The sequence below is a fragment of the Corallococcus sp. NCSPR001 genome (assembly GCF_017309135.1).
Classification (GTDB): domain Bacteria; phylum Myxococcota; class Myxococcia; order Myxococcales; family Myxococcaceae; genus Corallococcus.
This window is the reverse complement of record NZ_JAFIMS010000002.1, coordinates 6,726,719-6,753,246: the sequence shown is the minus strand read 5'-3', so window position 1 is coordinate 6,753,246 and position 26,528 is coordinate 6,726,719. Positions and strand designations below refer to the sequence as shown.

23 protein-coding genes and 1 pseudogene are annotated in these 26,528 nt (G+C 69.0%); 8 read left to right on the top strand and 16 right to left on the bottom strand.

The features are described 5' to 3' along the window. Window positions 1-100 precede the first annotated feature (100 nt). On the bottom strand, window positions 101-1,108 hold the full coding sequence (locus JYJ93_RS29085) for a hypothetical protein (protein WP_206797735.1): 1,008 nt from the start codon (window positions 1,106-1,108) through the stop codon (window positions 101-103). Window positions 1,109-1,272: 164 nt separating this feature from the next. Further along, the gene (locus JYJ93_RS29080) at window positions 1,273-2,580 is read right to left on the bottom strand and encodes a porin (RefSeq protein ID WP_206797733.1); all 1,308 of its coding nucleotides are present in this window, start codon (window positions 2,578-2,580) and stop codon (window positions 1,273-1,275) included. Between the two features lie 179 nt (window positions 2,581-2,759). Here JYJ93_RS29080 and coaA point away from each other — a divergent pair, with 179 nt between their 5' ends. Together coaA and JYJ93_RS29070 are read left to right on the top strand one after the other, a co-directional pair. Next, window positions 2,760-3,713 carry a type I pantothenate kinase gene (gene coaA / locus JYJ93_RS29075; protein WP_206797731.1) on the top strand — a complete coding sequence of 318 codons (954 nt, stop codon included), beginning with the start codon at window positions 2,760-2,762 and terminating at the stop codon, window positions 3,711-3,713. Window positions 3,714-3,730: 17 nt separating this feature from the next. Continuing rightward, window positions 3,731-4,720, top strand: coding sequence for a cysteine synthase A (locus JYJ93_RS29070; protein WP_206797729.1), 990 nt, complete (start codon window positions 3,731-3,733; stop codon window positions 4,718-4,720). Here JYJ93_RS29070 and JYJ93_RS29065 read toward each other — a convergent pair. Together JYJ93_RS29065 and JYJ93_RS29060 are read right to left on the bottom strand one after the other, a co-directional pair. Further along, on the bottom strand, window positions 4,695-5,966 hold the full coding sequence (locus JYJ93_RS29065) for a type I restriction enzyme HsdR N-terminal domain-containing protein (protein ID WP_206797727.1): 1,272 nt from the start codon (window positions 5,964-5,966) through the stop codon (window positions 4,695-4,697). The genes JYJ93_RS29070 and JYJ93_RS29065 overlap by 26 nt on opposite strands. A gap of 324 nt (window positions 5,967-6,290) precedes the next feature. Further along, window positions 6,291-7,004, bottom strand: a pseudogene (locus JYJ93_RS29060) (GntR family transcriptional regulator); the annotation flags it as partial. A gap of 434 nt (window positions 7,005-7,438) precedes the next feature. On the opposite strand from JYJ93_RS29060, the gene JYJ93_RS29055 reads away from it, so the two are divergent. Beyond that, window positions 7,439-8,065 (top strand): SgcJ/EcaC family oxidoreductase, encoded by a 627-nt coding sequence (locus JYJ93_RS29055; protein ID WP_206797716.1) that lies wholly within the window; start codon window positions 7,439-7,441, stop codon window positions 8,063-8,065. On the opposite strand, the gene JYJ93_RS29050 is transcribed toward JYJ93_RS29055, so the two are convergent. The 4 genes from JYJ93_RS29050 to JYJ93_RS29035 form a co-directional block, all read right to left on the bottom strand. Then, window positions 8,028-9,338, bottom strand: coding sequence for a DUF418 domain-containing protein (locus tag JYJ93_RS29050; RefSeq protein ID WP_206797706.1), 1,311 nt, complete (start codon window positions 9,336-9,338; stop codon window positions 8,028-8,030). The genes JYJ93_RS29055 and JYJ93_RS29050 overlap by 38 nt on opposite strands. A 102-nt stretch (window positions 9,339-9,440) precedes the next feature. Continuing rightward, window positions 9,441-10,967 (bottom strand): phosphatase PAP2 family protein, encoded by a 1,527-nt coding sequence (locus JYJ93_RS29045; protein WP_206797705.1) that lies wholly within the window; start codon window positions 10,965-10,967, stop codon window positions 9,441-9,443. Then, window positions 10,964-11,875 (bottom strand): fatty acid desaturase, encoded by a 912-nt coding sequence (locus JYJ93_RS29040; protein ID WP_206797703.1) that lies wholly within the window; start codon window positions 11,873-11,875, stop codon window positions 10,964-10,966. Before JYJ93_RS29040 ends, JYJ93_RS29045 begins: the two co-directional genes overlap by 4 nt. Then, on the bottom strand, window positions 11,862-12,848 hold the full coding sequence (locus tag JYJ93_RS29035) for a Rieske 2Fe-2S domain-containing protein (protein WP_206797701.1): 987 nt from the start codon (window positions 12,846-12,848) through the stop codon (window positions 11,862-11,864). Before JYJ93_RS29035 ends, JYJ93_RS29040 begins: the two co-directional genes overlap by 14 nt. 145 nt (window positions 12,849-12,993) lie before the next feature. Between JYJ93_RS29035 and JYJ93_RS29030 the strand changes: the two genes are divergently transcribed. From JYJ93_RS29030 to JYJ93_RS29020, 3 genes are all read left to right on the top strand, one after another. Next, entirely contained in the window at window positions 12,994-14,181 is a 1,188-nt protein-coding gene (locus tag JYJ93_RS29030; RefSeq protein WP_206797692.1) for a cyclic nucleotide-binding domain-containing protein, read from the top strand. Between the two features lie 47 nt (window positions 14,182-14,228). Continuing rightward, a complete protein-coding gene (locus tag JYJ93_RS29025; RefSeq protein WP_206797690.1) occupies window positions 14,229-14,858 on the top strand; it encodes a hypothetical protein in 630 nt (209 codons plus the stop codon). Window positions 14,859-14,989: 131 nt separating this feature from the next. After that, a complete protein-coding gene (locus JYJ93_RS29020) occupies window positions 14,990-15,307 on the top strand; it encodes a hypothetical protein (RefSeq protein ID WP_206797687.1) in 318 nt (105 codons plus the stop codon). 3 nt (window positions 15,308-15,310) lie between these two features. Here the strand turns inward: JYJ93_RS29020 and JYJ93_RS29015 are convergent, their stop codons facing one another. The 7 genes from JYJ93_RS29015 to JYJ93_RS28985 form a co-directional block, all read right to left on the bottom strand. Further along, complete coding sequence (locus JYJ93_RS29015; RefSeq protein ID WP_206797685.1) at window positions 15,311-16,681, bottom strand: hypothetical protein; 1,371 nt, start codon at window positions 16,679-16,681, stop codon at window positions 15,311-15,313. A gap of 55 nt (window positions 16,682-16,736) precedes the next feature. Next, window positions 16,737-18,833 (bottom strand): helicase HerA-like domain-containing protein, encoded by a 2,097-nt coding sequence (locus JYJ93_RS29010; RefSeq protein ID WP_206797681.1) that lies wholly within the window; start codon window positions 18,831-18,833, stop codon window positions 16,737-16,739. Window positions 18,834-18,852: 19 nt separating this feature from the next. Continuing rightward, window positions 18,853-20,040: a hypothetical protein gene (locus tag JYJ93_RS29005; protein WP_206797679.1), complete on the bottom strand. Its 1,188-nt coding sequence runs from the start codon at window positions 20,038-20,040 to the stop codon at window positions 18,853-18,855. A 2-nt stretch (window positions 20,041-20,042) separates the two neighbouring features. Next, window positions 20,043-20,771, bottom strand: a complete 729-nt coding sequence (locus JYJ93_RS29000; protein WP_206797677.1) for an ImmA/IrrE family metallo-endopeptidase — start codon at window positions 20,769-20,771, stop codon at window positions 20,043-20,045. Then, complete coding sequence (locus JYJ93_RS28995; protein ID WP_206797668.1) at window positions 20,768-21,148, bottom strand: hypothetical protein; 381 nt, start codon at window positions 21,146-21,148, stop codon at window positions 20,768-20,770. Before JYJ93_RS28995 ends, JYJ93_RS29000 begins: the two co-directional genes overlap by 4 nt. Next, window positions 21,135-21,662, bottom strand: a complete 528-nt coding sequence (locus tag JYJ93_RS28990) for a sigma-70 family RNA polymerase sigma factor (protein WP_206797666.1) — start codon at window positions 21,660-21,662, stop codon at window positions 21,135-21,137. The genes JYJ93_RS28995 and JYJ93_RS28990 overlap by 14 nt, the downstream gene beginning before the upstream one ends. Before the next feature lie 315 nt (window positions 21,663-21,977). Next, on the bottom strand, window positions 21,978-23,645 hold the full coding sequence (locus JYJ93_RS28985) for a bifunctional aspartate transaminase/aspartate 4-decarboxylase (RefSeq protein WP_206797664.1): 1,668 nt from the start codon (window positions 23,643-23,645) through the stop codon (window positions 21,978-21,980). Between the two features lie 207 nt (window positions 23,646-23,852). On the opposite strand from JYJ93_RS28985, the gene JYJ93_RS28980 reads away from it, so the two are divergent. Next, complete coding sequence (locus JYJ93_RS28980) at window positions 23,853-24,647, top strand: GNAT family N-acetyltransferase (protein ID WP_206797662.1); 795 nt, start codon at window positions 23,853-23,855, stop codon at window positions 24,645-24,647. An 86-nt stretch (window positions 24,648-24,733) separates the two neighbouring features. Then, on the top strand, window positions 24,734-25,423 hold the full coding sequence (locus JYJ93_RS28975) for an iron-containing redox enzyme family protein (RefSeq protein ID WP_206797660.1): 690 nt from the start codon (window positions 24,734-24,736) through the stop codon (window positions 25,421-25,423). Window positions 25,424-25,441: 18 nt separating this feature from the next. On the opposite strand, the gene JYJ93_RS28970 is transcribed toward JYJ93_RS28975, so the two are convergent. Further along, the gene (locus JYJ93_RS28970) at window positions 25,442-26,470 is read right to left on the bottom strand and encodes a helix-turn-helix transcriptional regulator (protein ID WP_206797658.1); all 1,029 of its coding nucleotides are present in this window, start codon (window positions 26,468-26,470) and stop codon (window positions 25,442-25,444) included. Between the last annotated feature and the right edge of the window lie 58 nt (window positions 26,471-26,528).

Here is a 26,528-nt window from a genome sequence, read left to right as displayed (position 1 = left end):
CCAACGACAGACGGTGCGAGTTAGGAATGCTCCCCGCGCCGGGACACTGCCCCCGGGGGCAATCCGGGTTTGACGAAGGGTCAGTCCGTGACGGCGCGCTTCAACGGCCGGAGAGCAGCTCCGTGGTGAAGGAGAAGCCGCCCAGCAGGTAGGGCATGGCGTTCACCCGGTTCTCATGCTTGAGGTACCAGCCGGCGATGAGCAGCGCGGTGGGCTTGCTCATGAATCCGCCCGGTTTGGTGTCAAAGGCATACGCGACGAGCGGGCCCACGCGGATGTGCTCGTTGGAGGGGAGCGTGCGGCCGGGCAGCGGATCCACCGCGCTGGTGTCCTCGTCGTAGCGGGGCCACACCGCGGAGAGCCGGGCGCCCAGCGTCCACTTCCCGGCCAGCCAGAGCAGGTCCGTGTCGTTGGCGAGCACCCAGCCCTTGCCGGGCACCAGCGTGTCCAGCGTCGGGTCGTAGAACGTGCCGCGGGCCCCGCCGTCGCGCAGCGCCACGTTCCAGTACTCGATGGCCAGCTTCGTGCGCAGCGCCACGGACTTCACCTTCGCCTGGAGCATGGGCTCCACGAAGAAGTGGTGCCCCGAGGTGCCGTAGGCGGCGTCGTTGGTCGCGCTGCGCAGGTCGTCGTCGTAGGGCTGGAAGGAGTCCGGATAGGACTGGACGCTGCCGAACGTGCCAAAGAACTGCACGTACTCGTAGCCGGCGCGGAGGTTGAAGAGGGCCAGCGGCTGCAGCTCCACCGTGGGGCCCACCTTGAAGAACGCGGGGCTCAGCTTGAGGCTCGCGCCGGCGCTGGCGTACGTGTCGCGCAGGAGCAGGGACGGGCTGTCGAAGAGGCGCTTCTGGTAGACGAGCCGGTTCTGCGACTCGAGCCCCAGCGGGTTGTAGCGGACCACGTTGAGGGTGGTGAAGTAGACGCGGCTGTCGGGCAGGGGCGGCTGCACCGGGGGCGGCACGTCCTCCGTGATGGGCGGCTGGGGCTGCTGCGCGGCCACGGGCGCGCCCAGGCCCAGGAGGGCGAGGAGCGCGGCGCGCGTGAGCGCCTTCGACAGAAACGGGGAGCGGACAGGCGTCGGGCGCTGCGGGAACACGTTCGCGGGCATGCGTCCTCTCGGAGGCGTCCGCGCGAGCGGCCCCCGGGCAAGGGCCACCCGTCGCGGGCGGCGGGAGCGTCGTGCACCTGACGTGGGCGCTTCAAGACGCACCAGGACGAAGCCGGATGACACCCGGCGTCACCGGCGGGTTCACGGCTCACGGGCAGGGGCTTTCAGAACGTGAGCTGGAAGCGGGACAGGAGGGCGTTCTCCGGAGCGCGGTCACCGCCGTCCGGGGCGCCGCCCTCGAAGTTCGTGCGGTGGAAGTTCAGGGCGAAGCGCACGCGCCGGTTGAAGGCGAACGTCGTGGCGACGCCGAAGCCCTTCGCCGTGCTCACGGACCGCGCGGGGTTGGCGAAGCGGGGGAAGGCGGCGTCGTCCAGGTCCAGCGCGTGGTAGCGCGCCGCCACCTCCAGCGCGCCGCCCGTGAGCGTCTTCGGGTCGAACGGAGTCGTGGGCCGGGCGCCTTCGAAAGACGCCTTCCCGCCAAACACCCACGACACCGCCGTCTGCCAGGCGTGGTGGTGCAGCCGCGCGCGCGCATCCGCGATTCGAACCTCCAGTGACGAGCGCACGTACTCCGCGAGGAGGCCGAAGGACCCCCGGTAGAAGTGGCCCTGGGGCGCGAGGCGCACGTGCTGGCCGTGCGCCGTCACTGTCTCGCCGGTGTCCACGTTGCTGAGATAGCTGAAGATGATCTGCTGGCCCGTGCTGCGAAACGGCGCGAGGCCGGTGTTGGTGGCGTTGCCGAACTGGAGGCCGCGCGTCACGGCGAAGCCCAGGCCCAGGCCCTGGAGGAAGGACGGCTCGCGGCCCTTGAAGGGCAGGGCGAAGACGCGGGCGGCGAGGTCGAAGCTGTCGTCGGGGTTGGTGTCGGTGCTGGCGCCGTCGGGGTCTCCATTCACGACCGCCAGCGAGTACTGCCACCGGCCGCCTTCGCCCTCGCCGTGCAGCTCCAGGCCCTCGTCGCGGTTGGGGACCAGGTCCACGGTGAGCGAGCGCTCGATGAAGGGGTTGTCCATGTCGGACTGGAGCAGCTCCAGTCCGAAGGGCGTCTTGAACCGGCCCGCGCGCAGGCGGACCCACTCCCCTGGACGGAAGTCGATGTACGCGTCCTGGATGATGGATTGCCCGACGCCGAAGTCCGGCATGAAGCGGAAGTCGATGAAGCCGAAGAGCGTCCCGTCCAGGATGGGGCGCATGCGCCGCACGAGGAACGTGTTGGTGCCGGTGCGGTCCGTGTCGTCCAGGAAGAAGCGCCCGTCGCCCTGGAGCTGCCCGCGCAGCTTGAGCACGAAGGCCTTGTCCGCGGATGACAGCGTGAAGCCCTCCTCGGAGATGTTGATGACCGGCGGCTGCGCGGCCGTGGGAGGTTCGGAGGCGGGCTTGGACGCGGGCTCGGCGGTCTGGGCGTGAACGCGGGGCGCGGCGAGCAGCAGGCCCGTGGCGGCGAGGAGGGCGGGAGCGGAGAAGGAGGACACGCGGGGACCTCGGGGGGACGGGCTCCGCGAGGGCGGAGTGCCCCCGCGTCCGTCGGGCGCGACCCGGAAGCGGACGGGCACGTTGGGTTCGGGAAAGTCTTGCTGTCAAGGATCGCGGGGAAGACCTGTTGTTACCTTCACTTGCCGGATCCGGGGCGGTCTGGTTCAAGCTGGGGGGCATGTCCGTGACCAGACCCCGCGCCGCATCGATGTACGTCGACCTGGACCGCGACGCGTGGCGCGAGCTCCGGGCCTCCACGCCGCTGACGTTGACGGCGGAAGAGGTGGAGAAGCTGCGGGGCCTGGGGGACCGGCTGGACCTCCAGGAGGTGGAGGACGTCTACCTGCCGCTGTCGCGACTCCTGCACTTGCAAGTGGCGTCTGCGCAGTCGCTGTGGGCGGCGCAGCAGGCGTTCCTGGGCTATTCGGTGCGCAAGGTGCCGTTCATCATCGCCATCGCGGGCAGCGTGGCGGTGGGCAAGAGCACGACGGCGCGCATCCTCCAGGCGTTGCTGGCCCGCTGGCCGGATCATCCGCGCGTGGCGCTGGTGACGACGGACGGCTTCCTGCATCCCAACCGGGTGCTGACCGAGCGGGGCGTCATGAACCGCAAGGGCTTTCCGGAGAGCTACGACCGGCGCGCGCTGGTGCGCTTCCTGGCGGAGCTGAAGGCGGGGCGCGAGGAGGTGACGGCGCCGGTGTACTCGCACCTCGTCTACGACATCGTTCCGGAGGAGGCGCAGTCCATCCGGCAGCCGGACATCCTCATCCTGGAGGGGCTCAACGTCCTGCAGACGGGGCCGGTGGAGGGCGGGCGCCTGCCGCAGACGTTCCTGTCGGACTTCTTCGACTTCTCCATCTACGTGGACGCGAGCGAGACGGACATCCGCCACTGGTACGTGGAGCGCTTCCTGCGTCTGTGGGAGACGGCGTTCCGGGACGAGCGGTCCTTCTTCCGGCGCTTCTCCGAGTTGACGCGCGAGCAGGCGATTGCCCGGGCCGCGTCCGTGTGGGCGGAGATCAACGGGCCCAACCTGGCGGAGAACATCGCGCCCACGCGCTCACGGGCGAGGCTCATCCTGGTGAAGGGCAGTGACCACAAGGTCCGCCGCGTGCGGATGCGCAAGCTGTAGCTTGGGGGAGGACGGACATGGCGCCACGAATCGGTTCGCTCTGGGACGCGGTGGGGAACACGCCGCTGTTGCGCATTGGCTCGCTCAGCCGCCGGACGGGCTGTGACATCGTCGCCAAGGCGGAGTTCATGAACCCGGGCGGGAGCATCAAGGACCGGGCCGCGAAGGGGATGATTCAACGCGCGGAAGCGACGGGGCAGCTCAAGCCCGGCGGCACGATTGTCGAAGGCACCGCGGGCAACACCGGCATCGGCCTGGGCCTGCTGGGCCGCGAGCGCGGCTACCGCGTGGTCGTGACGATGCCGGACAACCAGGCGCGCGAGAAATACGAGTACCTGGAGGCGATGGGCGTGGAGGTGCGGCGCGTCCCGGCGGTGCCGTTCTCCAATCCCTCGCATTTCTTCCACCAGGCGCGGGCGCTGGCGGAAGCGAACGGCTGGGCGTGGATGAACCAGTTCGAAAACACGGCGAACGGCGACTTCCACTACGAGACGACGGGGCCGGAGATCTGGGAGCAGGCGGAGGGCCGGGTGGACGTGCTGGTGGCGTCGGTGGGCAGCGGCGGCACGCTGTCCGGGACGAGCCGCTACCTGAAGGAGAAGAACCCGGCCCTGCGGGTGGTGCTGGTGGATCCGCCGGGGTCGGGGCTCTACTGCCAGGTGCGCACGGGGAAGATGGAGACGGCGGGGAGCTCCATCACGGAAGGCATTGGCATCATGCGGCTGACGGAGAACTTCCGGCAGGCGCGAGTGGATGAAGCCATGCGCCTGGAGGACCAGGACATGCTGGAGATGCTCTACCACCTGGCGCGCGAGGACGCGCTGGTGGTGGGCACCTCCGCGGCCCTGAACGTGAGGGCCGCGTGGGAGGTGGCGCGCAAGCACCAGGACCAGGGCCTGCGCATCGTCACGTTCCTGTGTGACCACGGCAGCCGCTACGCCTCCAAGGTGTTCAACCCGGAGTTCCTCGCGTCGAAGAGCCTCACGGTGAAGCCACTGCCAGCTTGAGCGTGGGCTCCGCGGGCGCCTCCTCCTTGGCGGTGAGGGACAGCTCCAGGCTCCGGGCGACCAGGGCCTTGAGCGCCCACACCTCTGGGATCGTCTGGATGTAGACCCGGCTGATCCCGAACGCCGAAGGGGACGCCTCGACCTCGAATCCCGAGGCGAGCGTCTTCGCCTCCTCGACGGGGACCCAGGTGGCGATGCACTTGCGCTTGCCATTGCCAAAGAACCGCACGAACCATTTCGTGGGCTTCTTGAAGGACACGTTGAAGTAGTTCGAGGTGTCCCGGTAGAGGACGTCCTCCGCCGCGTGGCCGTTCTTGGTGCAGATGTCCCGGACGACGCCGAAGAAGGCCAGTTCCTCCTCGGTGGTCTCCATGGCGACGCGTGTCTTGTCGTCCCCCGGGGCGCGGGGCTCCATGTCGAAAGGCTTCGCGCTGTCCGCCTTCACCACGTTGGGCCCGTCCTTGGCGGCGGGGGCCTCGGTGCCTTCATTCAAGCGCTGGATGCGCTCCTTGAGCTTGTCGAGGAAGTCGTCGCCCATGACGCGGAGGAGGGTGGGCTCGATGGCCTCCTTCGCGACCTCCGCGAGGCGCTCCATCACGGCGGTCGTCCGCTTTCCCTTGTAGATGTCCTCGGTGAGCCACTTGAGGAAGCCCTCGTGTTCGCCGGGCGATTTGAGGGCGGCGGACAGCTTGTCGATCATCCCCTGGCGGTAGCGGCTGTTCTCCGCGTCGGTGATGAGCGTTGTGGCGTTGAAGGATTCGCGGCTGAACTTGGAGAGGAACTTCGCGACCTTGGCCCAGTCCGACTTCGTGTCCTCCAGGGAGAACGTGAAGAAGGGCTCTGGGTCCATGACGTTGGGGTTCTCCAGGTCTCCGAAGAACAGGTAGTGGCAACCATCCGTGATGATGCCGAAGTGGAGTTCCGGGAGCTGGGAGAGGTAGCGGGCCAGTTGCTGGGCGCGCGACTGGAGGTCCGTGCCCAGGGGCTTGGTCTCGATGACGATGAGAGGCTTCTGCCCCGTCTGGTCGAAGATGGCGAAGTCCATGCGGTCCGGCAGCTTCTTGCCGTCGCCCTGGACGAAGTCCGCCGCGTATTCGAGGCGGACCTCCCGGGGAAGACCGGGGTCGTAGCCCAGCAGCCGGATGAAGGGGACCACCAGCGCCAGCTTGGCGGTCTCTTCGTTGGAGATGAAGGATTTGGAATCCTGATAGCGCTTGACCAGCTCCAGCAATTGATTCGCGTCCACGGTATCCCCCTGCACCCCGTCGAGCCCGGGCCGCGCCAGCAGTGAGAACAGACTGGCGACGCCCAGAACTACAAACTGTTGGGTTGTGTTTGGCCATACCTCCTATGGGGTATCCGGGGGGAACGGAGGGCGCTGTGCCTCCAGCACATCGTCCCGTGCAATGGATGGAGCCAGGGGGCCAGGGCCACGCTCCTGCGTCTCGTCCTGTGCGGCGGCTGGAGTCAGGCGATCGACGCCATCTTCCGCGTTGCCCGGGTGTGTCTCAGGCGCCTCCACCTGCCCGCTGGCTGACGCGGGATCGATGGGATCCTCGGGAGACTCATGCTTCTTGGGGACGGGAGCGAAGGCATTCAGCACCCGCTCATCGCAAGCCTTCATCAGCGCCGGCAGCTCGTGCTGAAGCGCCTGCACGTCGCGCTCCTGTAGGGCATTCATCGCGCAGGTGGCCCATTTGCGCAGCGCCTCTCCCCCCAGAAGCGGCAGCAGTTGGGTGGCACCTCCCAGGAATGCCCGCTGAAGGGACTGAACGAGGAGCACGTGCCCGGGACGCTCCGCCACCCGCGCCGCCAGCCGCAGCAACTCGAACTCCAACTGGGCGCAGGCTCCTTGCTCCCAGCCCCCCGCGTTCCAGAGCTGGAAGCACAGGCTCCCCAGCCGGTCCAAGTCGAGGTCCGAGGCCTTCGCGCAGCAGTCGACCAGCAGCTCCACCAGCACCTGCCGCTTGAGGCTGAAGTAGCCCTCCAGAAGCCACCGGGTCTCCGGGGCGCGCACGTCATGCAGCGCCAGCCCCAGGTTCTCCAGTGTCAGCGACTCATCCAGCGCCACCGCGCGAGTCCTGCGCCCGGGGTGTTGCACCACCAATCCCCGTGCCGCCAGCCGCCGCAGCGCCTCGCGGATGGTGCCCCGGCACACTCCATAGCGTTGCGCCAGCTTCGCCTCGGGGCCGAATTGCCCGCTCGGGTGCAATCGTCCCAGCGCGATGTCGCGCTCGATTTGCGCCTCCACATAAGCCACGAGTCCGCCCCGTCCCATCCCCATTCCCCTTCCTCGACCCAGCATCGCCATCCAACCATAGGGGTCTGACATTGACGTGCGGGGCCCCCGTGCTCATTGCCAGCCAGGAGGCCGCCCCCCGGACCCGGACGGCGAAAACCTGTCCGACTGTCGGACAAGTTTTGAGACAACCGGCCCCGAGCGGGCGCCTCTGTCCGTGCCCTACCTTGGCGTTCGCGTGCGCGACGTCGCGCTCCGGCCGGTCAAATCACGGGCTCCGGCCCATGCCGCGGGAGCCTGTTCGACTGTCGGACACGTTTTGATGGGACCGGGCCCGGGTGGGGGCCTCCCGTCGCGACACATCGCCGCGCTTCGTGAGGCGCGCGTCATCACGCGGACCCTTGATTCGACGGGTTTGTTAACGAACCTCTGGGGACCTGCCTAGGATGCTCGCCGTCCTCTTCCTTCATGGAGCTTCGATGGTGCGCACCCGGTTCGTAGGTCTCCTGGCGTTGCTGTTCGTCGCGGTCCCCGTCGTGTCGGGGGCCCAGGACGCCGTGACTCCGGCGGCGGTGGCTTCTGGCGATGAAGCGACGCATCAGGCGCTGCGCGCCATCAAGCAGGACATGGAGGATGCGCTCAACAAGCAGGACCTGGACCGGCTGCTGTCGCACCTGCACCCGGACGTCGTGTTCTCCACCATGAACAATGACGTTCGCGTGGGGAAGGACGCCATCCGCGCGTACTACGCGCAGATGCTCGGTGGCCCGAACAGCGTCGTGAAGAAGGTCACCGCGAAGTTCGACGTGGATGCGCTCACGCGCCTGTATGGAAACGCGGGCGTCGCGTATGGCTCGTCGCTGGACCACTACATCCTGAGTGACGGCACGGACCTGGTCGTCAATGGGCGGTGGACGTGCACCCTGGTGAAGGAGGGCGACCGGTGGCTCATCGCCGCGTTCCACTACTCCACCAACGTGTTCGACAACCCCCTGCTCACCAAGGTGAAGAACGCCGCCATGGGCTTCGGGGCCCTGGTCGCGGTCGCCGCGCTCGGCGCGGGTTTCTTCATCGGACGCCGGGGACGCCGGCCGGCGATGGCTTGAGCCCAAGCCGCATGGGCTGGCGCTGGCCGTAGGTGAGCGAGCGCCACAGCCACTCGGCTGGACCGAAGCGGAAGCGCGCCAGCCACCAGTGGCTGAGGGGAATCTGGAGCGCGAACACCAAGAGGCTCAGGGCCACGCAGCGTGAGGGCGGCAGCTTGCCGATGAGCCCCAACCCCCAGCCGTCATAGAGGCAGAGGCTCACCACCGTCTGCATCAGGTAGTTTGTGAGCGCCATGCGACCCACCGGCGCCAGGATGCCCAGCCACCTGCGCCAGCGCTCCTGCTGGAAGAGCAGAGCGAAGGCGGCCACGTAGGCCGCGGCGAGGCCCAGGTAGCCCATCTCCTGGATTGCGGACAGGGTGAACATCCAGTGGGCTTTCGCCGGGTCCAGCACTCCCGCGAGCCGCAGATGCTGAACCACCACCCCGGCGCCATTTCCCAGCACGCCCAGCACCAGACCCCAACCCAGCATCTTCCGGTGCCAGGCGCGGTGGCGCTCCACGTCCTGGAGCAACAGGTGCCGGCCCGCGAGCAGCCCCAGCAGGAACCGGCCCAGGATGAAGATCATCCACAGCAGCCGCTTCAGCGTGGGCAGCATGTACTGGAGGAAGTGCGCGTTCGCGGCCTGCGTCGCCCAGAGTGAGTCGCTCTTGAGCCCGAGCAGCAGTTGCTCCCGCGTCCGCGCCTCCATGGCTTCCGAGGCCTTCGCCGCGTCCGCCGCCGCCTGCGCTCCGTGCAGCAGGATGGGACCGAAGTGCAGGAGCGCTGGCACCAGCAACGGCACCACCACCACCGACAGGCCCACCCACACCCAGAGCGTCCGGTCCGAACGATCGCGGAAGAGGAGCAACGCGAAGCCCAGCAGGGCGTAGGTGGAGAGGACGTCTCCCGTCCAGAGCACCGTGAGATGCACCACCCCTATGCCCAGCAGCACGAGCAGACGCCGTGAATACACCGGGACGACGGAGGCGCCTCGTGACGCGGCCCGTGTGAGCTGGATGGAGAACCCCAGCCCGAAGAGGAAGGCGAACAGCGTGACGAACTTCTGGTTCACGAAGAAGTGGTAGAGCGCCGTGACGGCCGCCTCGAAGGGCGGCGCCGCCAGTGCCTGGGCCTGCTCTCGTGGCATCAGGACCCGGCCGCTGAACCAGGCGAAGCTGTTTGACACGAAGACGCCCCACAACGCGAAGCCGCGCAGCACATCCAGGAGCGGCAACCGTTCGGAGGCATCCACCGGACGCGCGCTGGAGATGGAAGGAGCGGAGTCGGACATGCGTCCAGCAGATGCCTCCGTCCGCTTCGCGTCAACGCATGCGCCACGTCATGCTCCGCGGACTCACTCCTCGAGCAGGGAGGGTGACCCCGCGTGAAGGACTCAGGTGCTTTCGAGCACCGGCGCTTCGCGCAGGAAGGGCATGCGGCGCGGCAGCTTCCGCGCCCAGAAGGCCTCCACCGACCCGTGGAAGAGTCGCAGCAACGCGGCGCCTTGCCTGCCCTCCAGTTGAGCCAGCTCCTTCGCGGAGCGGTCCAGCAGCGCGCGGGCCCGCTGGTACTCGCCGAGCACCCAGGCCCGTCCGGCTTGCGCCGTGAGCAGTGAGTCGAAGTCCTCGGGCGCATGTCCCTGGGCGCGCACTTCCGCGGCGACGTCGGCGGGCACGTTGAAGAGACCCTGGGCCAGGTCCTCGCGCAGGTCTCGCATCACGGAACACCAACCCAACGCCGCGAGCAGGGAAGGAGCGTCCTCTGCTCGCACCTGCGCGTCCGCGACGTGCAGCATCAGGTTCACGGACAGCCGGAAGGTGTTTCCGAGCTGGGTCTGGAGTGTTGCCTCGTCCCACCAGTGCCCATCACGCACCCGCTCGCGGTCCCGGCGCATCGTGCGCACCAGTTCGAGGACCTGCTCGCGGGCCTCCGGGTCGGACAGCTCCGTGAGCAGCACCCGGCCCAGCGTCACCGCGGTGGCGTGGAACTCCGTCGCGGGGCCCGGCGCTCCCGCCGCCAGCGTGCGCAGGAGCGCGTCAATGGCGTCCAGGGGTTCGCCTTCGACGGGGCGGTCTCCATCCAGCACGTCATCCACCATCTGGAGGAAGCAGAACCCTGCTCGTGCCCGTCGCGCCTTGCGCCAGCGTCCCAGGGATTGCTGATACAGCGCGAGCGCGATGAGCCCGTAACGCGGATGCCTGCGCGCGAAGCGGTACATCTCCCTCGCGCAGAGGGCCTCCACCCGCACGGCTTCGAGGAAGGTTTCCTTCCGGACCCGGGGCGCCACGACACGCCACATGCCCCAGGCGAGCAACGCTCCCGCGAACACGTCCACCATGTGGTGCTCGTGGATGAGCAGCGTGGACGCCGCGATGGCCAGGGCCCAGAGCGCGAAGACGGTGCTCGCCACCGGCCCTGAGCGCTCGCGATAGGCCAGGGCCGCCGTGCAGGCGAAGGCGACGTGGAGCGACGGCAGGTAGTTGCGCTCCAGGTTCATCGTGTCCGCGGCCTGGAAGATGGACGCCCAGATCCCGGTGACGGCACGCGGTGGCCACGCCACCTCCACCGGCAGGACGAGGAAGCAGAGCGCGCCCAGCACCGTCTGCGCGCACAGCGCCAGCGCGAAGGGGAGCATCTGTCTCCACGTCCGGAAGATGAACAGGGACAGGAGCAGCAGCACATCCATGCTGATGTAGACGGCGGCCCAGCCGGGCATGAATGGGATGTGCTGCTCGAAGGGCAGGTCCACACGCAGGCCGCCGGAATAGAAGCCTGTCACCCAGCTCGCGCCGCCGTACACCGCGAGGAAGAACAGCGCGAAGCCGCACGTCATCGCGCCCGTCCGCTTCAGTTCCCCGCGCTCTGGCCAGCCGAAGAGCGGGCCCTCCGTGTGCGCTTCCTTCCCATTGGACGCGCTCACTCTGGCTGCTCCGGGAATGGCCGGGGTCCTCGCCACATGGACAGCCAGATGCCCAGGAAGGATGGCCGGGGAACACTCTCGTCCACGTAGCGCCCCAGGTAGAGCCAGGGCACCTGCGGGTACCGGTGGTGCGCCCGGTGATAGTGGTAGTTGAGGAACACCCAGCGCACCGGCGCGGCGACCCTCAGGTCCCAGGCCCCTTCGCGCACGTCCAGCGGCGACCACGCGTGATCCGCGTACTGGAGCGAGCTCCAGTTCACCGCGAAGGCCGCGTAGCAGAGCGCCCACCCCACGAGCGTCAGGTCCAGCGCGTAGGCCAGCCCTGCCTGCACCGCCGCCATCCCCAACACCTCCATCCGGATGGCCGCCCCCGGAGCGTCCTCCAGCCGCCCCAGGTACGCGTCCGCGCCCGTCTGTTCCCCGTAGCGCGTGCCCGGCCCTCGCAGCCTCCGCAGCAGGCCCGGCGCGATTGCGAACACCAGCGCCCCCAGCGGAACGAACAGCCAGTAGACGCCGGTCAGGATGACGTACCACTGCGCATACTTGAGGAAGCGGTGGTCGCCCGGGTGCAGGTAGTCGAACTGCTCTCGCGCCGTGCGGTTGTACCGGTGATGCGTGAGGTGGAAGGCCCGCTGCAGCGTGAACGACGTGGGGAAGAACGCCGCCGCCAGCCGGCCCAGCCCGTCGTTGATCCGCCGCGATGGGTGCAGCACCCCGTGCGTCGCTTCATGCAACAGCGAGAACACCGTGTTGTTCACGTAGGAGAACACCCCGGCCGCGACCAGCCGCACCCAGAGCCCTTCCGCGTGCGACGCCGTCCAAAGGCACAGCGCCCCCGCGCCCATCGCCGCGACGAGCAGCGCCGCGTTGAGCGCGGCGGGAATCGGCGGAGCGTCATCGGCGCGCATCTTCGCCGTCCTCGGGCAGGCCCACCGCGAAGTCGAGCAGCTGGCGCATCACCGGATCCGCCGTCGCTGTCGCGACGTTGAAGCGCATGCCGTCCAGCACGGCCATGTCGCGCCGCAGGAACGACGTGTACAGCCACCGCGACACCCCGAGCACCAGCGCCGCCGCGCCTGGAATCCGCCCCCGCCTCGCCGCGACGGCGAGCCGCACCGACGTCCCCTCCGCCACCGGCGTCAGGCTCGCGAGCAGCAGCCCCCGCGCCCGGCCCAGGTCGCTCTTCACCGAGATCAACGTCCCGCCGTGCAGCGTGAGCTCCACCCGGATGCGGTTGCCCGACAGCGCCTTCATCAGCCGGTCGCTCGCGCCCGTGCCGATGACGCGCGACGTGTAGCGCAGGCGCAGGGTGTACCGGTCCGGGGTCTCCCAGGTCGGCGTGTCCCACAGCTCCCGATGGTGCACCGTGCGCAGATGGTCCAGGTCGAACGAGTTCGCCGCCAGCGGCAACCACGGACAGCCCACCGTCACCGGAGGTCCCACGTTCCAGTGGTGCTCCCCACCTCCCACGTCGGGTGGGGGAAAGAGCGCCTCGGGGCCGTTGAACACGAGCACCCCACCGAAGCGCTCCTCCACCGGCCACGCCCGGGGCCCCGGCAGGGCGGACACGTCGCTCCGGCCAGGCGCGGCCCGGCAGCGGCCCCCTCCGTCGAAGCTCCAATGGTGCAGCGGACAGCGCAGCAGCTCGCCCTGGACGGTGCCGTGCTTCAGGTGCGCCCCCAGGTGCGGGCAGTGCGCGGACAGGGCGTGGACCCGGCCCTGCTGGCTCCGGAACACCACCACCTCCTGGCCACCCACCTGAACGCCCATCGCGTGGCCGGGCCGCAGGGCCGCGGACGGAGCCACCAGGTACCAGGAGCGCGGACGCGAGGGCCCGGGGAGACGGTCCGGAGCCACCCCGGCCAGGACGGGAACAACCATGCCCGGACCCTACCGGACCCGGTGTCTCCAGGGCCACGGGGGGGCCGGTCGAGACTGGCTTTACGCCCGGGTTCCTGGTTTGTCAGGCGCTGGTGGAACCGGGCGCGCCGCCCCGACGGGGCGGGTCTGGGAAGGGACGTGTGACATGGCAGGCGATACGGCGGGCAGCAGTCGGGGCGGTTCGTTGCGGGGCGGCACGCTCCAGGTGGTGCAGACCCTGGCGGCGCAAGGCGAGCCGGAGCGCGCGGCGCAGCTCTACGAGGAGCTGGGCGCGGCGCAGCGCGAGCGGCTTCGCAAGGAGGCCGCGCAGGGGACGGTGAAGGAGCGCCATTGGCTGGTGGACGTGCTGCGCCGGGCGCGGGACTTCACGGGCGCGGCCCGGCTCCTGGACGGCAGCGGCGACGACGTCTCCGTGGCGGACCTGTACGCCCAGGGCGGTCAGCACGTGGCGGCCGCGGAGGCGTACCTGCGCGCGGGCGAGGTGGAGCGCGCCGCGGCGGCCTTCGAGCGGGGCGGGGCGCTGGAGCGCGCGTTGGAGGTCTACCGGGGACTGGGCGCCAAGGAGTCCATGGCGCACTGCCTGGTCCGCCTGGGCCGCCCCTTCGAGGCCGCGGACCTCTACAGCGAACTGGGACAGGCCCACGCGGAGGCCGAGGCCCTGGGCGGCGTGCTCGCGGAGGATCCCCGCTACGTCGAGGCCGTGCTGCGCACGTGCAAGGTGCTGGACGCAGGCGGCTTCACGCACCGGGCGCTCGCGGTCCTGGCGGACGCGCTGAGCAGCGCCGACCACCTGCGCGCGGATCCGGTCCTGGTGACGGAGAAGGCGAGGCTGCTGCGGCGCATGGGCCTGGACGTGGAGGCGGAGGCGCTCCTCGCGCGGCTGGCCGCGGGCGCGACCGTGCCGGAGGCCAGTGGCTACCGCTTCCTCAAGGCCATCCCCATCTTCGGCGAGCTGCCGCTGGAGGACATGAAGGACCTGTACCGCCTGGCGCGGCCCGTGACGGCGGCGCCGGGCACGGTGCTGCTGGAGAAGGGCGCTCCCGGCACGGGGCTGCTCGTGCTGCTGGAGGGCACCGTGGACGTCCACTCCGGCAACGAGCACAACGCGCGGCACCTCAACACGCTGGGGCCGGGCTCGCACCTGGGAGAGATTTCGCTCGTGCAGGACGGACCCGTGTCCGCGAACGTGCGCGCGAAGACGGCGGTGCGCGCGCTGCGCATCACCCGCGAGAGCTTCCAGCACTTCCTGGCCACGCACGACGCGGCCTCGCTGCACATCTACCGGCTCTTCACGCAGAACCTCGCGGCGCGCGTGAGGGCGCTGAGCGGCTGAACGAAGCGGTGTCCCCAGCGGGCCCGGACTTGCTACCGTCCCGCACCATGGGTGATTCGACCAGGCTTGAGAGCGCACGCAACGTGCGCGTGTCCGCGGAGTTCTGGAAACAGTGCGCGGCGCTCCAGGGCAGGAATGCCTTCCTCGACGCGGTCCTCCTGAAGGGCCCCACGAAGGCGGGCGAGCTTCAACTGGAGCTGCCGGAGTCGACGCGGGTCCTCGGCTATGCGCGGCAGGAGAAGGAGTACCTCGCGTTCCTGCGCACGGTGGAGCCCTTCCTGCCGCGCACGCCTGAGTCCGGGCACCGCTCGTGGGGGGAGGCCCTCTTGGAGTCGGAGGCCCAGGCTCGCTGGCACGTCACGTTCCACTTCGGCACGAAGCCCCAGGTGCGCGTGCGCCGCGCGGCCTGGGTGGACGTGAGCTTCAAGGATGCGAAGCCCCTGGTGGCGCCGAAGAAGCCCGCGGGAGGCAAGGGCGAGGTGCTCTACGCGCACGACGATGGCGAATTCCGTGGGGTGCGGGTCGCTCGCAACGTGCTCAACGTCCGCAAGGGCCACCTGGGGTCGCCGGGGCGCACGTCCTCCAAGCGCTTCGCGCATGAGTGGCAGGCGAAGGCCGCCGCGGACCGGCTGATGAAGAAGCTGCGCGCGGAGGGCTTCACCCGGCGCAAGGGCTGAAGCGGAGGCGGCATGCGGGCACTCCAGCCCCGCCCGTGAGGGGGCAGGCGAGCGCGACGAGGGGGCCTTTCACCGGGCCCCGGTCCATCCCCATCCTCCTGGACAACCTCCCTGTCCGGAAGGATGCCCCGATGGCTTCAATCGACGCACTGAGGCAACAGGCCCGCGCGAACTGGCGCACGTGGTTGGCGTGGGTGGCCACGCCCATCGCCGCGCTGCCGCTCCTGGGGGTGGGCGGCCTTCGCCGGGTGGGCCTCGTGGACGAACTGGCGGCGGGCGCCGTGGGGCTCGGCCTGGTGTCGCTGACGCTCATCAGCCTGGGGCGGCTCCCTCGGGGGCCTGTCCGCCCGGCGGGTGGGAAGGCGTGGAAGCGGGCGTCGAAGGACTTCCCCATCTCCGGGGAGATGGTGCCGGAGGAGTTCGCCGCGTCGATGGCTTCCGGCCACTGACGCTCAGGGACGGCGCTCGATGCCGATGGCGATGGAAGGGCCGGTGAGAGCCTCGCCGGTGCCGTCCGACAGCGACACGACGCCCAGGCTGGCGGAGAGCACGGTGGTGCCGGAGCCGCCGGTGCCCTTGAGGAAGCTGCGCACGCCCAGCTCGCCGAAGCCCCATCCGCTGGCCGAGCCTCCGCCCGCGCCGAAGAGGGAGAGGCTGGGCGTGAGGGGCACCTGGACCTCGCCGCGTCCGGAGCCGAAGCGGAACTGGTTGTCGCGCGAGAGGATGGCGGAGTTCCACGCGATGTGGAATCCGTCGAGCGCGCCCAGCCGCAGCACCTGCTGGAAGGACACGCCCGCGTTGGAGTCGCACACGGTCCTGGGGTTGATGGGCTCGTAGGTGTTCGGGTCGTAGTCGAACTGGGTGCTGCACTCCTTCTGTCCGAACAGCGCGCCCGCGCCGATGCCGACCTCCAGGAAGTCGGTGGAGTAGGCGGCGGCGACATACGCGGAGCCCGGCGAGTGGCGCAGGCCGGTGCCCAGGCCGAAGCCCACGGGGTCCAACTGCGCGCTCAGCACCAGGGGCAGGTCCCCGGGCCGCCACGCGATGAACGCATCCAGGAGCAGGCCGCCCGCGCGAGCGGAGTTGCCCTCCCGCGTCTTCGCGTCCAGCGCGAGGAAGGGCCGGGCATGGAAGCCGTAGCGCAGGTGCGGCACTCCGGGCTCGGGGAAGAAGAGGCGCGCGGTGGCGGGGGCGTCAGTGATGACGGCGGTGTCACCCACGCGCACGTTCTCACCGCGGCCCAGACGGGCGATGGCGGTGTCCTCGCGGGATTCGATGACCTTCAGAACCACCTCGCGGGAGTCTTGCGTGCGCACACGGACGCGGACGCCTTCGCCCAGGCCGGCCAGGGCACCTCCGGAGAGCGTCACGTCGCCATCATGCACGTCGGTGACGGTGAGCCGGGCGGAGGAGGGGGCCGCAGTGGGTGGCGGGGCCTGGGGCGAAGGCGGCGCCTGGGTGACGACGGTGAGGTCGCGCGCCGCGCCCAGCGCGGAGGCCAGCGAATCCGGCTGCGGCTGCTCCGGCGTGGCGAGGGAGAACGCATGGGCCTCCTCGCGCTGCTCGATGGCGAGGAGCGACTGGCCCACGACGACGAGCCGCACGAAGCGCCGGCCCTCCTCGATGCGTCGCACGAGTTGGGGCGAGGCGCCTTCGAGCTTGAGCACGGCGATGCCGCCACGGCCGAGCGCGACGTAGGTCACGCCCTGGTGAACGACGGAGTCGAGGACAGGGCCCAGGCCCAGTGCCTCCGCGGCACGTGAAGCCGGGGACACAGGCGCCTGTGCGACGATGACGGAGGCGAGGAGCGCGGAGCCGAGCATGAGGCTCGCTCTATATCGCTCCTGGCCTCCGGGGTTCCTGGACTTTGGGTCAATCCTAGTCGACGAGCAGCCGCTTCACGGGGGCAGGGTCCACGGCCACCATCAGGGGCCGGGTGAAGTGGCTGAACGACATCAGCGCCTGGCCTGGAGCGAGCCGCGACACACGGTTCCACAAGCTCTCGTCGATGCTGCCCACGGACTTCTGCATCCGGCTGATGACCGCGCCGTCGGTGATCTTGTGGATGACGAAGTTGTTGAGCAGGGCCAGCACCTCGTCAGGCAGGTGCTGGGGCAACTGCGTGACGAAGACGAGCCCCAGCCACCGCTTGCGGCCCCGCTTGGCGATGCGCGCCACCTGTTCGAACAGCACGGGCATCTGCTTGATGCGGCTGGTGGACAGGAACTCGTGGGCCTCCTCGATGATGATGAGCACGGGCGTGACGCGTTTGTTCCGCTCGGCGGCTTCCTGGTAGCGCCGCTCCTGGTGCTCCTGGAGCCCCCGGAGGATGTCCGCGATGACCAGGTTGTTCAGCTGCGGCGAGTCCGTGTTCGACAGGTCGATGACCGACACCCGCCCGGCCTGGAGCATGGAGTCGTAGTTCACGCCAGGAGTGTTCTCGACGTCGAAGACCTTCAGCCGCTTCAGCAACTGGAGCTTGTTGCCCAGGGTCTTCCAGCTCAGCTCGGAGGTGCTCCTCTGCGCCATGACCCGGCCCTTGACCAGGTTGACCCTGGTCCGGAACTCGCTGAGGAGCGAGAGGCCTCGCGACACGGTGGGCACATCCTCGGAGCCGTCCTCCTCTCCATCCGACTCGTTCTCCTCTGCCCGCCTGCGCCGTCCGCCGCCGGCCCGAGCCTCCGTGCGGCCCTCGCTGCCCAGGGTGTATGTATAGGTGTTTACGACATCCAGGATGTGATCGATGGTCATCCGAGGGTAGCCGGTGTCCTGTTCATCCAGCTCCAGGATCTGCTGCTTCTCGGCCTCGTTCCGAGGGAAGATCTTGAAGTCCTCCAGGAGCTGCTTCGTGACGTCGAAGGCGCGCAGGAAGCGTTCATGCTGCGCATCCGACATGTTCAGGATCTCCGAGATGGCATAGGGCGACAGGCTGGAGAACTTCAGCGAGAAGCCGTGCCGATGCTTATGGCTGGGATTGCGACTGTCCCGGCCCGTGAGGTGGTGGATGTGCAGGTCCTTCACCCCTTCCGGCCTTTGCTTCCGCTGCTTGAGCAGCTCCTGCATCGGTTTGTCGTCGGTGGGCTGGTCCACGTGGGTGTATTCACCCTCGACGTCAAAGACGATGGTCGCGATGCCGGAGAGCTGCGCCCGGTGGATGAGCGTCGCGACCGTCGTGGACTTGCCGCCACCCGTGGTGCCGATGATTCCGGTGTGACGGGGGAGGATGGCCTTGTCCTGGGGATCCAGCCGCGCCTCCATGTTGTCATACCCCACGACCCGGCCCAGGCTCATCGCCCCGCCCACGCCCAGCACCTTCGCGCTCTCTTCCTCGCTCAGCACGAAGACCGGGCTCTGGGGCCGGGGCCGGAAGCGGGGCGGTTGCAGCACGCCGCCGACCTCCTGTCCCAGCAACTCCACCTCGGCGCGGCCGTGGTACTCGAACGTGTACGTCAGCTTCTTTCCGTGCGTGATGACGCCCACGGCCATGGTGGAGTTCGCGGGGACGGCGTTGGGCTCCGCGAACGGCCCCCGGACCACGACCCCCAGGTAGTCACGCTTGTCCTCGCGCGACTTCACCCGCACGAGCGTCTGGGAGGCCAGCCGGGGCAGGTCATCACGGGTCATCAACACCGTGAGCACGTTGTCGTCGCTGCTCGACGTGTCGAAGTGCGTGAAGCCCACCGCGTTCGCCAGCTCGGGGTCGGGTTGGTACAGCCCGGCCCGGTTGCTGATGTCGGCCAGTTCGTTGAGCGTCCTGGGGGGCGTCTGACTGATGAGCGGCCTCTTCGGCCCCTGCTGCGGCGCGGGCCTGCCGTCCGCGGAGACAGGCGCGGCGGCGGGCTTCGCGGGGCCTTGCGCGGAGGGGGCCGCGGGACTGCCGGCCTGCCGGGGCGGAAGAGGCTGCTGGGCGGGGTTCGAAGCGCCGTTGAGCGATGCGGGAACTGCGGGATGCGGTGTCTTGCCGTTGTTCGCCATGGTGTGTGTCTTTCCCCCGTTACCGACGTGATTCGCGCTCGAGCAGATACTGGAGGTGGGCTCCCGCCTGCGCGTAGGCGTCCTGCACCAGGCCTTCGAAACCGTCCTCGCCGAAGACGCTGCGGCACGTGAGCTCCGCGACGTCCAGGAGGAGGGGATAGCTCTTCTCCAGACGCAGGACGCTGTCCGCCATGGCCACTCGGACGGCCATGTGGACGTGCTCACGGTGCGCGTAGAACAGACGCGGGGCCGTGCGGCCCGAGACCCGGAAGACGCCCAGGAGCACGTCCTTGCCGTGTTTCTGCACGAAGGCCTGCGCCAGCGGCAGGCGGGGGTCGGTGGCCTTCCACGCGTGGAGCAGTTGTTCGCTCTGCCGCTCCAGGGTCTCGAAGACGATGTATTCGCCCGCATCGAGCGCCAGGCCCAGCGTCAGCAGCCCCCGCTCCATCTGCGCGTTGGAGACGAACACGAACTTCTGCTGGTCCCGGACGAGGCGCTCCAGCACGTCCAGCGAGGCCTTCAACAGGCTGAGGTGGCCCGAGCCGGTGAGCAGCTCATGCGCGAAGGGATTGCCCTGCCCGAGGCGCCACTCCGCCGTCACCTTGTCCACCAGGATGGCCCGCTCGGCGTAGGTGCGGATGCCCCGCTGGGCCAGACGGGAGAGGATCTCCCGGTGGCTGACGGTCTTCGAGTTGTGGCGGTTCGCGATGTAGTCGATGGCCTCCTTGAGTGGATTGGTGTCCTTCGCCGCCAGGTCCTTGCGGAACAGGCGCTGGGAGAAGGTCCCCGCGCTCCCCTGGTAGCCCACGGCCGCGACACCAATCTGGGTGATGCCCAAAGGCAGACTTTCATGGGACACCGACGTGCCGAGCACGGCGACGACATTGCCGGGGAACAGCAGGCCTTCGTGGATGGTGGCCAGCTCCTTGCCGTAGGCCCGGAACACGCCCGACTCCGGAGGGGCGCGCTTGCGTCCCGCGAGCCGTGGCAGCAGCTCCGCGCGGATGACCTGCCGCATGCGGTCTTCCTTCTGGACCGAGGTGGAGACCTCCCGCTGGAACCGGGTCATGATCTCCTTCGGATCCACGCCCGGGCTCCACGTGTCCAGGTCCAGCGTCTGCGCCAGGTCCTCCCCAAAGGTGGACCGGAACTCCTGGTCACCCAGGAGGTTGGACTCGTCGTCGTCAGGGGGAGTCTCGTCAGCCATTGTCACCTTTCGTCATCACCGAAGAAGTCGACCACGGAGAACTCCGGATGCCGACGGCGCTTGCGCAGCATCCGGGCGTAGGTCCGCGCGGCGGCCGTCGGCAGACCGAACACGGCCTCCAGGCACCGGGGGCCCTCCATCGCGGACACCTCGTTCAGCTGCGCGCGCGCTGCGGTCATGGGCGCGAGGAGCTCCAGGGCCAGGTGGTCCGCCCGCTGTTCCGCCAGCAGCACGGCCCCCGAGTCCACGTCGCCGCCTTCTCCGCGGTCCATCAGGTGCACCTGGAGGCCCAGGGGCACGTCGCTGAAGCGCGAACCCATGTACTCATCCACCCGGGGCGCCCGTTCGCCGTCGAGCACGGGGAGGATGTCCTCGCCGAAGAAGTCCAGGGCCCGGGTCCGGGGCAGGAGGTGGTCGAGCACGTAGTGCGCCACCTCGTGAGCCAGGGTGAAGCGTTGCTCCGCCTCGGAGTCGTCGCTGTCGAAGAACAGCGTGGCGGCTCCGGCCCTGGCCACCATGCAGCCGTAGAGCCGCCGGTCGGCGCCGCTCAGCTCGTCCGGCAGGCCGTGTTGGGCGAGCCATTGGCGCACGCCCTCCACCGTCAGCCCCGGCAGTCCCACCAGGTCAAGCGGATGCCGCCGCGGGGCCTCCGTCGCGATATCGCGGGGAAATCCCGGAGGGAAGGAGAGCCGGCTCTGGGTGACGGCCTCCACCAGCCATTGCTCGGTCATGGATCGAACTCGTCCTCGAGCGGGACTTCTTCGTCGCGGTCGCGGGCCGCCAGTTGAATGGTCCCTCGGACCGTGCCCTGGGCGGGCTTGCGCAGGGTCCGCAAGACCTGGACGCGCCGGAGCACCAGCACGAGCTTCTGGACGTCGACCCCGAAGCGGTCGGCGATGGCGCGGGTCTGTTCCTCGAAGGCTGGCCCATCCGGCGTCGTGCAGAGCGACAACCACTGGAACACTTCCGGCGTGCACCCCAGCCGCTGAACCAGCGATGCCTCCGAAAGCTTTTCCATCTCACGGTAGGCAGTGAAGACGTGGCCGAGCATTCCCGCCTCGCCCGTGCTGCGCTCCGCTGCTCGCTTCAACCAATCAGGATTCGTCATCGTGTCCCTCCTCGAAGAGGCGCTTCAGCGCCTTCATGAGGCGGTCCTGGTTTCGCTTCACCTCTCGCCGGCGTTCGAGCTGGGGCAGGTGCATCAGTCCCAGCACCTCCGCCAGGCGGTCCGTGGACCGCTCTCCGGTGAGCATCAGTCGCAGACAGGCCTGGTCCCTCTCGGAAAACCCTGCCTGGTCGAACTTCTTCAAAATCAGGTCCACCTCCGCGCGGGTCTCCATGTCCTTGTTCGGTTCCCTGGACCAAACTGCGACAGCACCCCCGAAATCCCTGTTTCGGAGTGTCCTGGCGCTGGAGGAGCGGAAGCGATCCTGGGCTCTACGCAGCGCAATGCGTCCCAGGTAGGTGCTCAGGCTGCTCTTGTGGGGGTCGTACTTCAGGGGCTTCTGGAGGTACGCGTACACCGCGTCGATGGCCGAGTCGTTGGCGTCGTCATCGTTACAGCCCGGGTTCCTTTTCAATGCCCGGATCAGTGGATCCATGAACGTCAGGAAGACGTCCACGGACGCCGTCCGGTCCCCGCTCAAGATCCGTTCGTGAAGATCTCGTCCATTCATCCCCCACACCTCACTGACATGCGCACGCCCGCTTTCAGGTTGGCTCCGGTCCGTACGGACTTTCGCTACAGGCCTGTAGAGTTCGACGACAGAGCGTCTCCATCCGAGCCGGCAGGTTGGCGAGGTCGAGGATCCGTGTCTGTACCTCGGAGGTGGTACTGCCTTTGGGGACAGGGTCTCTCGTGATCCCCCGAGGATCGAAAAAGACCCTGGTCTCCTTTCAGAGAGACCAGGGTCCGTTTCATCTCGTTGCGCCGTGTTTCAATGCGTCGCGCCAGGAGGCGGTTCGCCTCGGGCCTTCTTCCACGCATCCAGGGCGCGAAGCACTTCATCCCGGAGTTCCCGGCCAATCCGTGGATACGCGTCATCCTCCAGATTCGCCAATGACACACGGGCCGACCAGGGAGGTCCGTCGAAGCCGCTTCCATTGAGCAGCACCACGCCGTAGCGCCGGGCCAGCGTGAAGACGAGCTCCAGCGGGTCGTGGTGGTCCTCGATGAAGCGGACGAAGTCCTCGCCAATGTGCTCGCGGCACCAGGCTTCCAGGTCGAGCGTCTGGTAGTAGGCCGTGCGCAGCGGGTCCTCGAGCAGCGGGATGTCCAAGCCTTCGAACAGGTCCCGGAGCCGGTCCTGGCAGATGCGCTGGCAGTACTTCTTGTAGGCCCCGTCCTTGTCCAACAACGCGAACAGCGAGAACAACGTCATCTGGAGCTGCTGCGGCAGTGACAGGCCCGCGGTGTGGTTCAACGCCACGGCCCGGCTGTCCGCCACCATCCGGTCGATGAACTTCAGCCGCCCCGGGTGCATCGAGATGGCGCCATACCGCGCCTCCAACCGTGCGCGCTCCGACGCGGGCTGCTTCGCCAGCGCCTCATCCAGGATGTTGTCCTCGTGGAGCGCCACCACGCCCAACCGCCAGCCCGTGCAGCCGAAGTGCTTGGAGTACGAGTACACCAGCAGCGTGTTGCGCGGCAGGTCCGCGGCCAGTGAGCGGAAGCCGTTGACGAACGTGCCGTAGACATCATCGGTGATGATCAACAGGTCCGGCCGGCGCTTGCGCACCAACTCCACCAGCTTGTGGACGGACTCCTTGCGCATCGCCACCGCGCCCGGGTTGGACGGGTTGACGACGAAGAACGCCTTGACGCGCGGGTCCTCCAGCTTGCGCAGCTCCGCGTCCGGGTACTGCCAGGTGTGAAGGCCGTCCTTCGTGGTGGCGCTCTGAAAGATGTCCACCGTGCGCAGGCTGAACTCCTCCAGGCGCGGAATCTCCAGGTAGGGCGTGAAGATGGGCGCGCCCAGCGCGATGGTGTCTCCCTTTCGCAAGAGGCCGTTCGCCATCAGCGAGTGGAAGAGGTAGGTCATCGCGGCGGTGCCACCCTCCACCGCGAACAGGTCGAAGCGGCCGGAGGGCGGCCGCCCCGTGAACAGCTCCTGCGCCAGGTACTCCTGCACGATGCGCTCACCGTGGGCGAGCATCCGGTCCGGCACCGGATAGTTGTCTCCAATGACGGCGTCCGTGAGCTCCCAGACGAACCGGTCCGGGTTGAAGCCCAGCGTGTGCACCCCGTACGTCAGCGCGCCGCGCAACAACTCCACGGCGGGCTCGTCATCGCTCGCCTCCAGGAAGTCTTGCAGGCGCCGGGCGATGCCCGGGGAGCGGGGCATGCCCGCGAGCCCCACCTCGGGGACGTCCCACGCCCGCCGGCTCTCCGCGAGCGCGAACTGGCCCAGGAGGAAGAAGGCCTCGCGCGGCGTGGTGGCGATCCAGTTGGGGTTGCCCCGGCCCGCGTTGAGCATCACGGCCTCGCGGGTCTTCACGGCCTCGTCCGCGACCTGAAGGAGCTCGTCCTTCAGCTCGAAGGGGCTGAGCTTGTGGAGCTTGCGTTCGGAAGGGGCTCCCGGGGCCTCGGGCGTCTGCTCGGTCATGGTGTCCTCCTCCAGCGTCTGTCCAAGGTGAGCCATTTCCGGGGACATGGGCCATGCGCCACGGGGTGGGGCGGGCGGAGGTGGCGGGCGGTTGGCCGGGCTCAGCGAAAAAAGACAACCCGCGAGCGCACTCGGCCGAGCAGCGGCGAATGAAAGGTCGGGGCCGGACACACAAGTCCGGCAAGCACCGTGGAAATGAGACCCGCCATGTCTTCATTGAGTTGCCGTGTCGCCACAGCGCAGCGCGAACTGGATGACGCGCTCCGCGTCCGTTACCGGGTTTTTGGCGAGGAGATGCGGATGCTGGGGCCCAAGCGGCCCCGGGCCCCGCGCGAAGCGGACTGCTTCGACACGCTCCGCACCACCTCCCACGTCGTCGTCTACGCGGGCGAAGAGCCGGTGGCCACCGCGCGGCTCTTGACGCCCAACGCGGAGGTGGCGGCCTTCGCGGACACGGTCGTGGGCCTGGACATCGAGAAGAAGCTCGACCTGTCGGAGCTCGTCGCGCCGGGCCGCGTGTTCGCGGAGACCACGCGCTACTGCGTCACCCGGAGCTACCGGAACTCCGCCGTGCTGCGCCTCCAGGCCGGCCTGTACCGCGAGAGCCGCCGGCGCGGCGTCACCCACTGGATCGCCGCGGCCAACATGGAGACGGACAGCCAGGAGGAGGCGGACCTCTACTTCCTGGCCGCCGCGCGCCGGGGCTGGCTGAGCAACGGCTTCCGCGTGCGGACCCGGGAGTTTCCCCCGCCGCCCGTGGAGCCGCTGGCCGCCCGGCTCACCCCGGAGGAGCGCGCCCAGGCCCGTGAGGGGGGGCTCGACGAGCTGCGCATGCCGCCCGTGCTGTCGCTGTTCGCGGACAAGATGGGCGCGCGCTTCATCGCGCCGCCGCACTTCGATCCCGCCTTCAACCGCTTCACCGTGCCGCTCGTCGCCGCGCTGGATGCCATCCCGCGGCGGACGCTGAACCTCTTCGACTCGCTGGACGCCGACGCCGCCTGACCCAGGCCGGCGCGCTCCTTTCTTCCCCCTTCACCCTCAACGCAACACCCACCGGGCCTTCCAAGGGCCCCTGTCAGGAGACGTGTATGTGCAAGCAGCCCAGGCATGAGCAGACGGCGAAGACGGACTGGCTGGACTCCCTGCGGCACGAGGCGCGGATGCTCGTGCATGAGCTGGACACGACGCCGGGCGTCCGGCGCCTCTTCGAGGGGCGCATCCGCCAGGACGACTACGTCCACTACCTCATCCAGACGTATCAGTACGTGCGCTGGAGCGAGGGCTTCTTCACCGAGTCCGGCGAGCGCACCCAGCGCGAGGGCGGGAACCCCGCGCTCGCGGAGCTGCTGTTCCAGAAGGCGCGCGAGGAGAAGGGCCATGAGCAGTGGCTGCTCAAGGACCTGAAGGCCCTGGGCTGGACGGAGGAGCGCGTGGAGCGCGCGTCCATCTGCCCCGCCGTGCGCGCCTACGTGGAGTGGAACCGCTTCACCACGCAGTCGGGCGTGCCCACCGCGTTCCTGGGCACGGCGTACGTGCTGGAGTACCTGTCCGTGAACCGGGCTCCGGGCTCCGTGGATCGGCTCATCGCGGAGAGCGGCATCCCCAACATCCACAAGGCCGTCCTCTTCCTGCGCGGCCACGGCGCCGCGGACGGGGACCACGTGGCGGACCTGGAGGCGGAGCTGCGCAAGCTCACGTCCCCGGAGGAGCAGGCCGCGCTGCTCCTCTCCGCCCGCACGACGCGCACCCTGTTCCCGAAGTTCTTCCGGGAGCCGTGAGCGCGCGCCCGGACCTCCTCAGCCCGGCTTCTGCCTCCGGGCGGCCTGGTAGAGGAGGTCCGTGCGGCTCTCGATGCCCAGCTTGGGGAAGATGTTGCGCAGGTGGGTCTTCACCGTGTTGAGCGTCAGGCCCAGGTCCTCGGCGATGAGCTCGTTGGTCCAGTTGCTGAGGACCCCCTGGACCACCTCCACCTCCCGCGGGGAGAGCTTCTGGCGCCAGGGCTCCGGTATCGGGAGGGCCCGTGTGCACTCCTGCAACACCAGTCCCCAGGGCTGGTGGCCGCGCTGCTCGGGCAGCTCCACGAACGTCACCTTCAGGTCGTGCTTCGCTCCGGAGCATGTCCACGTGTCCATGCCCGGGGGACGCTTCGTTCCCACGGCCTGGAGTCGCGCCAGGTGGTCGCGCAGCTCCTGGGGCAGGCGCGAATCATCCGCCTTCAGCTCCTCCGGATACCATCGCCGCAAGAGCTCCGTCGCTCCCGGGGTCCTCAGCTTCTCGTGCTCCGGTGGATCCATCACGACGCACTCGGCGCCCTGCTGACGGAAGAGGGCGTCCAGCAGGTCTCCCCGCGTCGACTCGTGTCCGAACAGCCGGCAGTTGCGCACCGTGTTCGCCAGGTAGGGCGTCAGGTCCTCCAGCAGGGCCTGCTCCCGTTCGGAGAAGGGCAGGGCGTGCTCGCGGTACAGCGTGAAGCCGCCGTGCCAGCCCTCGCTCAAGTCCAGGAGCACCGCCAGCACGTGCTCCAGGGGCAGTCCCATCTCCCGGCAGCGCAGGTAGAGCAGATGGCGCTTCAATTCCTTGCGCGACACCAGGTCCGAGGCCAGCTCCGGGTAGTGCGCGAAGAGGATGCCCGGGGCCCCCAACCCCATCCACTCGTAGTCCCCGGGCCGCTCCGGCCTGGACACACAGAGCGCCGCGTAGTCACAGGGCAGGAGTCGCGTGAGGACTCCCTGCGCGCGCGCCAGGACCTCCGTCAAATCCAGTGAGCTGGCGAGTGCCTGGGTCAGCTCGAGCACGAGCCCCTGTTCGTGCGCGGTAAGGTTCATCCCACGGGCCTCCTTCCAACCGGTCCGTGCAGGGACTTAGCGGTCGGAAGGCCCGGGG

Coding starts and splice junctions, on each gene's coding strand:
- JYJ93_RS29055 (WP_206797716.1), top strand. CDS start 7,439: ATGGTGCGCACCCGGTTCGTAGGTCTCCTGGCGTTGCTGTTCGTCGCG.
- JYJ93_RS28975 (WP_206797660.1), top strand. CDS start 24,734: ATGTGCAAGCAGCCCAGGCATGAGCAGACGGCGAAGACGGACTGGCTG.
- JYJ93_RS29070 (WP_206797729.1), top strand. CDS start 3,731: ATGGCGCCACGAATCGGTTCGCTCTGGGACGCGGTGGGGAACACGCCG.
- JYJ93_RS28980 (WP_206797662.1), top strand. CDS start 23,853: ATGTCTTCATTGAGTTGCCGTGTCGCCACAGCGCAGCGCGAACTGGAT.
- JYJ93_RS29035 (WP_206797701.1), bottom strand. CDS start 12,848: ATGGTTGTTCCCGTCCTGGCCGGGGTGGCTCCGGACCGTCTCCCCGGG.
- JYJ93_RS29005 (WP_206797679.1), bottom strand. CDS start 20,040: ATGGCTGACGAGACTCCCCCTGACGACGACGAGTCCAACCTCCTGGGT.
- JYJ93_RS29050 (WP_206797706.1), bottom strand. CDS start 9,338: ATGTCCGACTCCGCTCCTTCCATCTCCAGCGCGCGTCCGGTGGATGCC.
- JYJ93_RS29040 (WP_206797703.1), bottom strand. CDS start 11,875: ATGCGCGCCGATGACGCTCCGCCGATTCCCGCCGCGCTCAACGCGGCG.
- JYJ93_RS29020 (WP_206797687.1), top strand. CDS start 14,990: ATGGCTTCAATCGACGCACTGAGGCAACAGGCCCGCGCGAACTGGCGC.
- JYJ93_RS29025 (WP_206797690.1), top strand. CDS start 14,229: ATGGGTGATTCGACCAGGCTTGAGAGCGCACGCAACGTGCGCGTGTCC.
- JYJ93_RS29010 (WP_206797681.1), bottom strand. CDS start 18,833: ATGGCGAACAACGGCAAGACACCGCATCCCGCAGTTCCCGCATCGCTC.
- JYJ93_RS29085 (WP_206797735.1), bottom strand. CDS start 1,108: ATGCCCGCGAACGTGTTCCCGCAGCGCCCGACGCCTGTCCGCTCCCCG.
- JYJ93_RS29030 (WP_206797692.1), top strand. CDS start 12,994: ATGGCAGGCGATACGGCGGGCAGCAGTCGGGGCGGTTCGTTGCGGGGC.
- JYJ93_RS28970 (WP_206797658.1), bottom strand. CDS start 26,470: ATGAACCTTACCGCGCACGAACAGGGGCTCGTGCTCGAGCTGACCCAG.
- JYJ93_RS29015 (WP_206797685.1), bottom strand. CDS start 16,681: ATGCTCGGCTCCGCGCTCCTCGCCTCCGTCATCGTCGCACAGGCGCCT.
- JYJ93_RS28985 (WP_206797664.1), bottom strand. CDS start 23,645: ATGACCGAGCAGACGCCCGAGGCCCCGGGAGCCCCTTCCGAACGCAAG.
- JYJ93_RS28995 (WP_206797668.1), bottom strand. CDS start 21,148: ATGACGAATCCTGATTGGTTGAAGCGAGCAGCGGAGCGCAGCACGGGC.
- JYJ93_RS29000 (WP_206797677.1), bottom strand. CDS start 20,771: ATGACCGAGCAATGGCTGGTGGAGGCCGTCACCCAGAGCCGGCTCTCC.
- coaA (WP_206797731.1), top strand. CDS start 2,760: ATGTCCGTGACCAGACCCCGCGCCGCATCGATGTACGTCGACCTGGAC.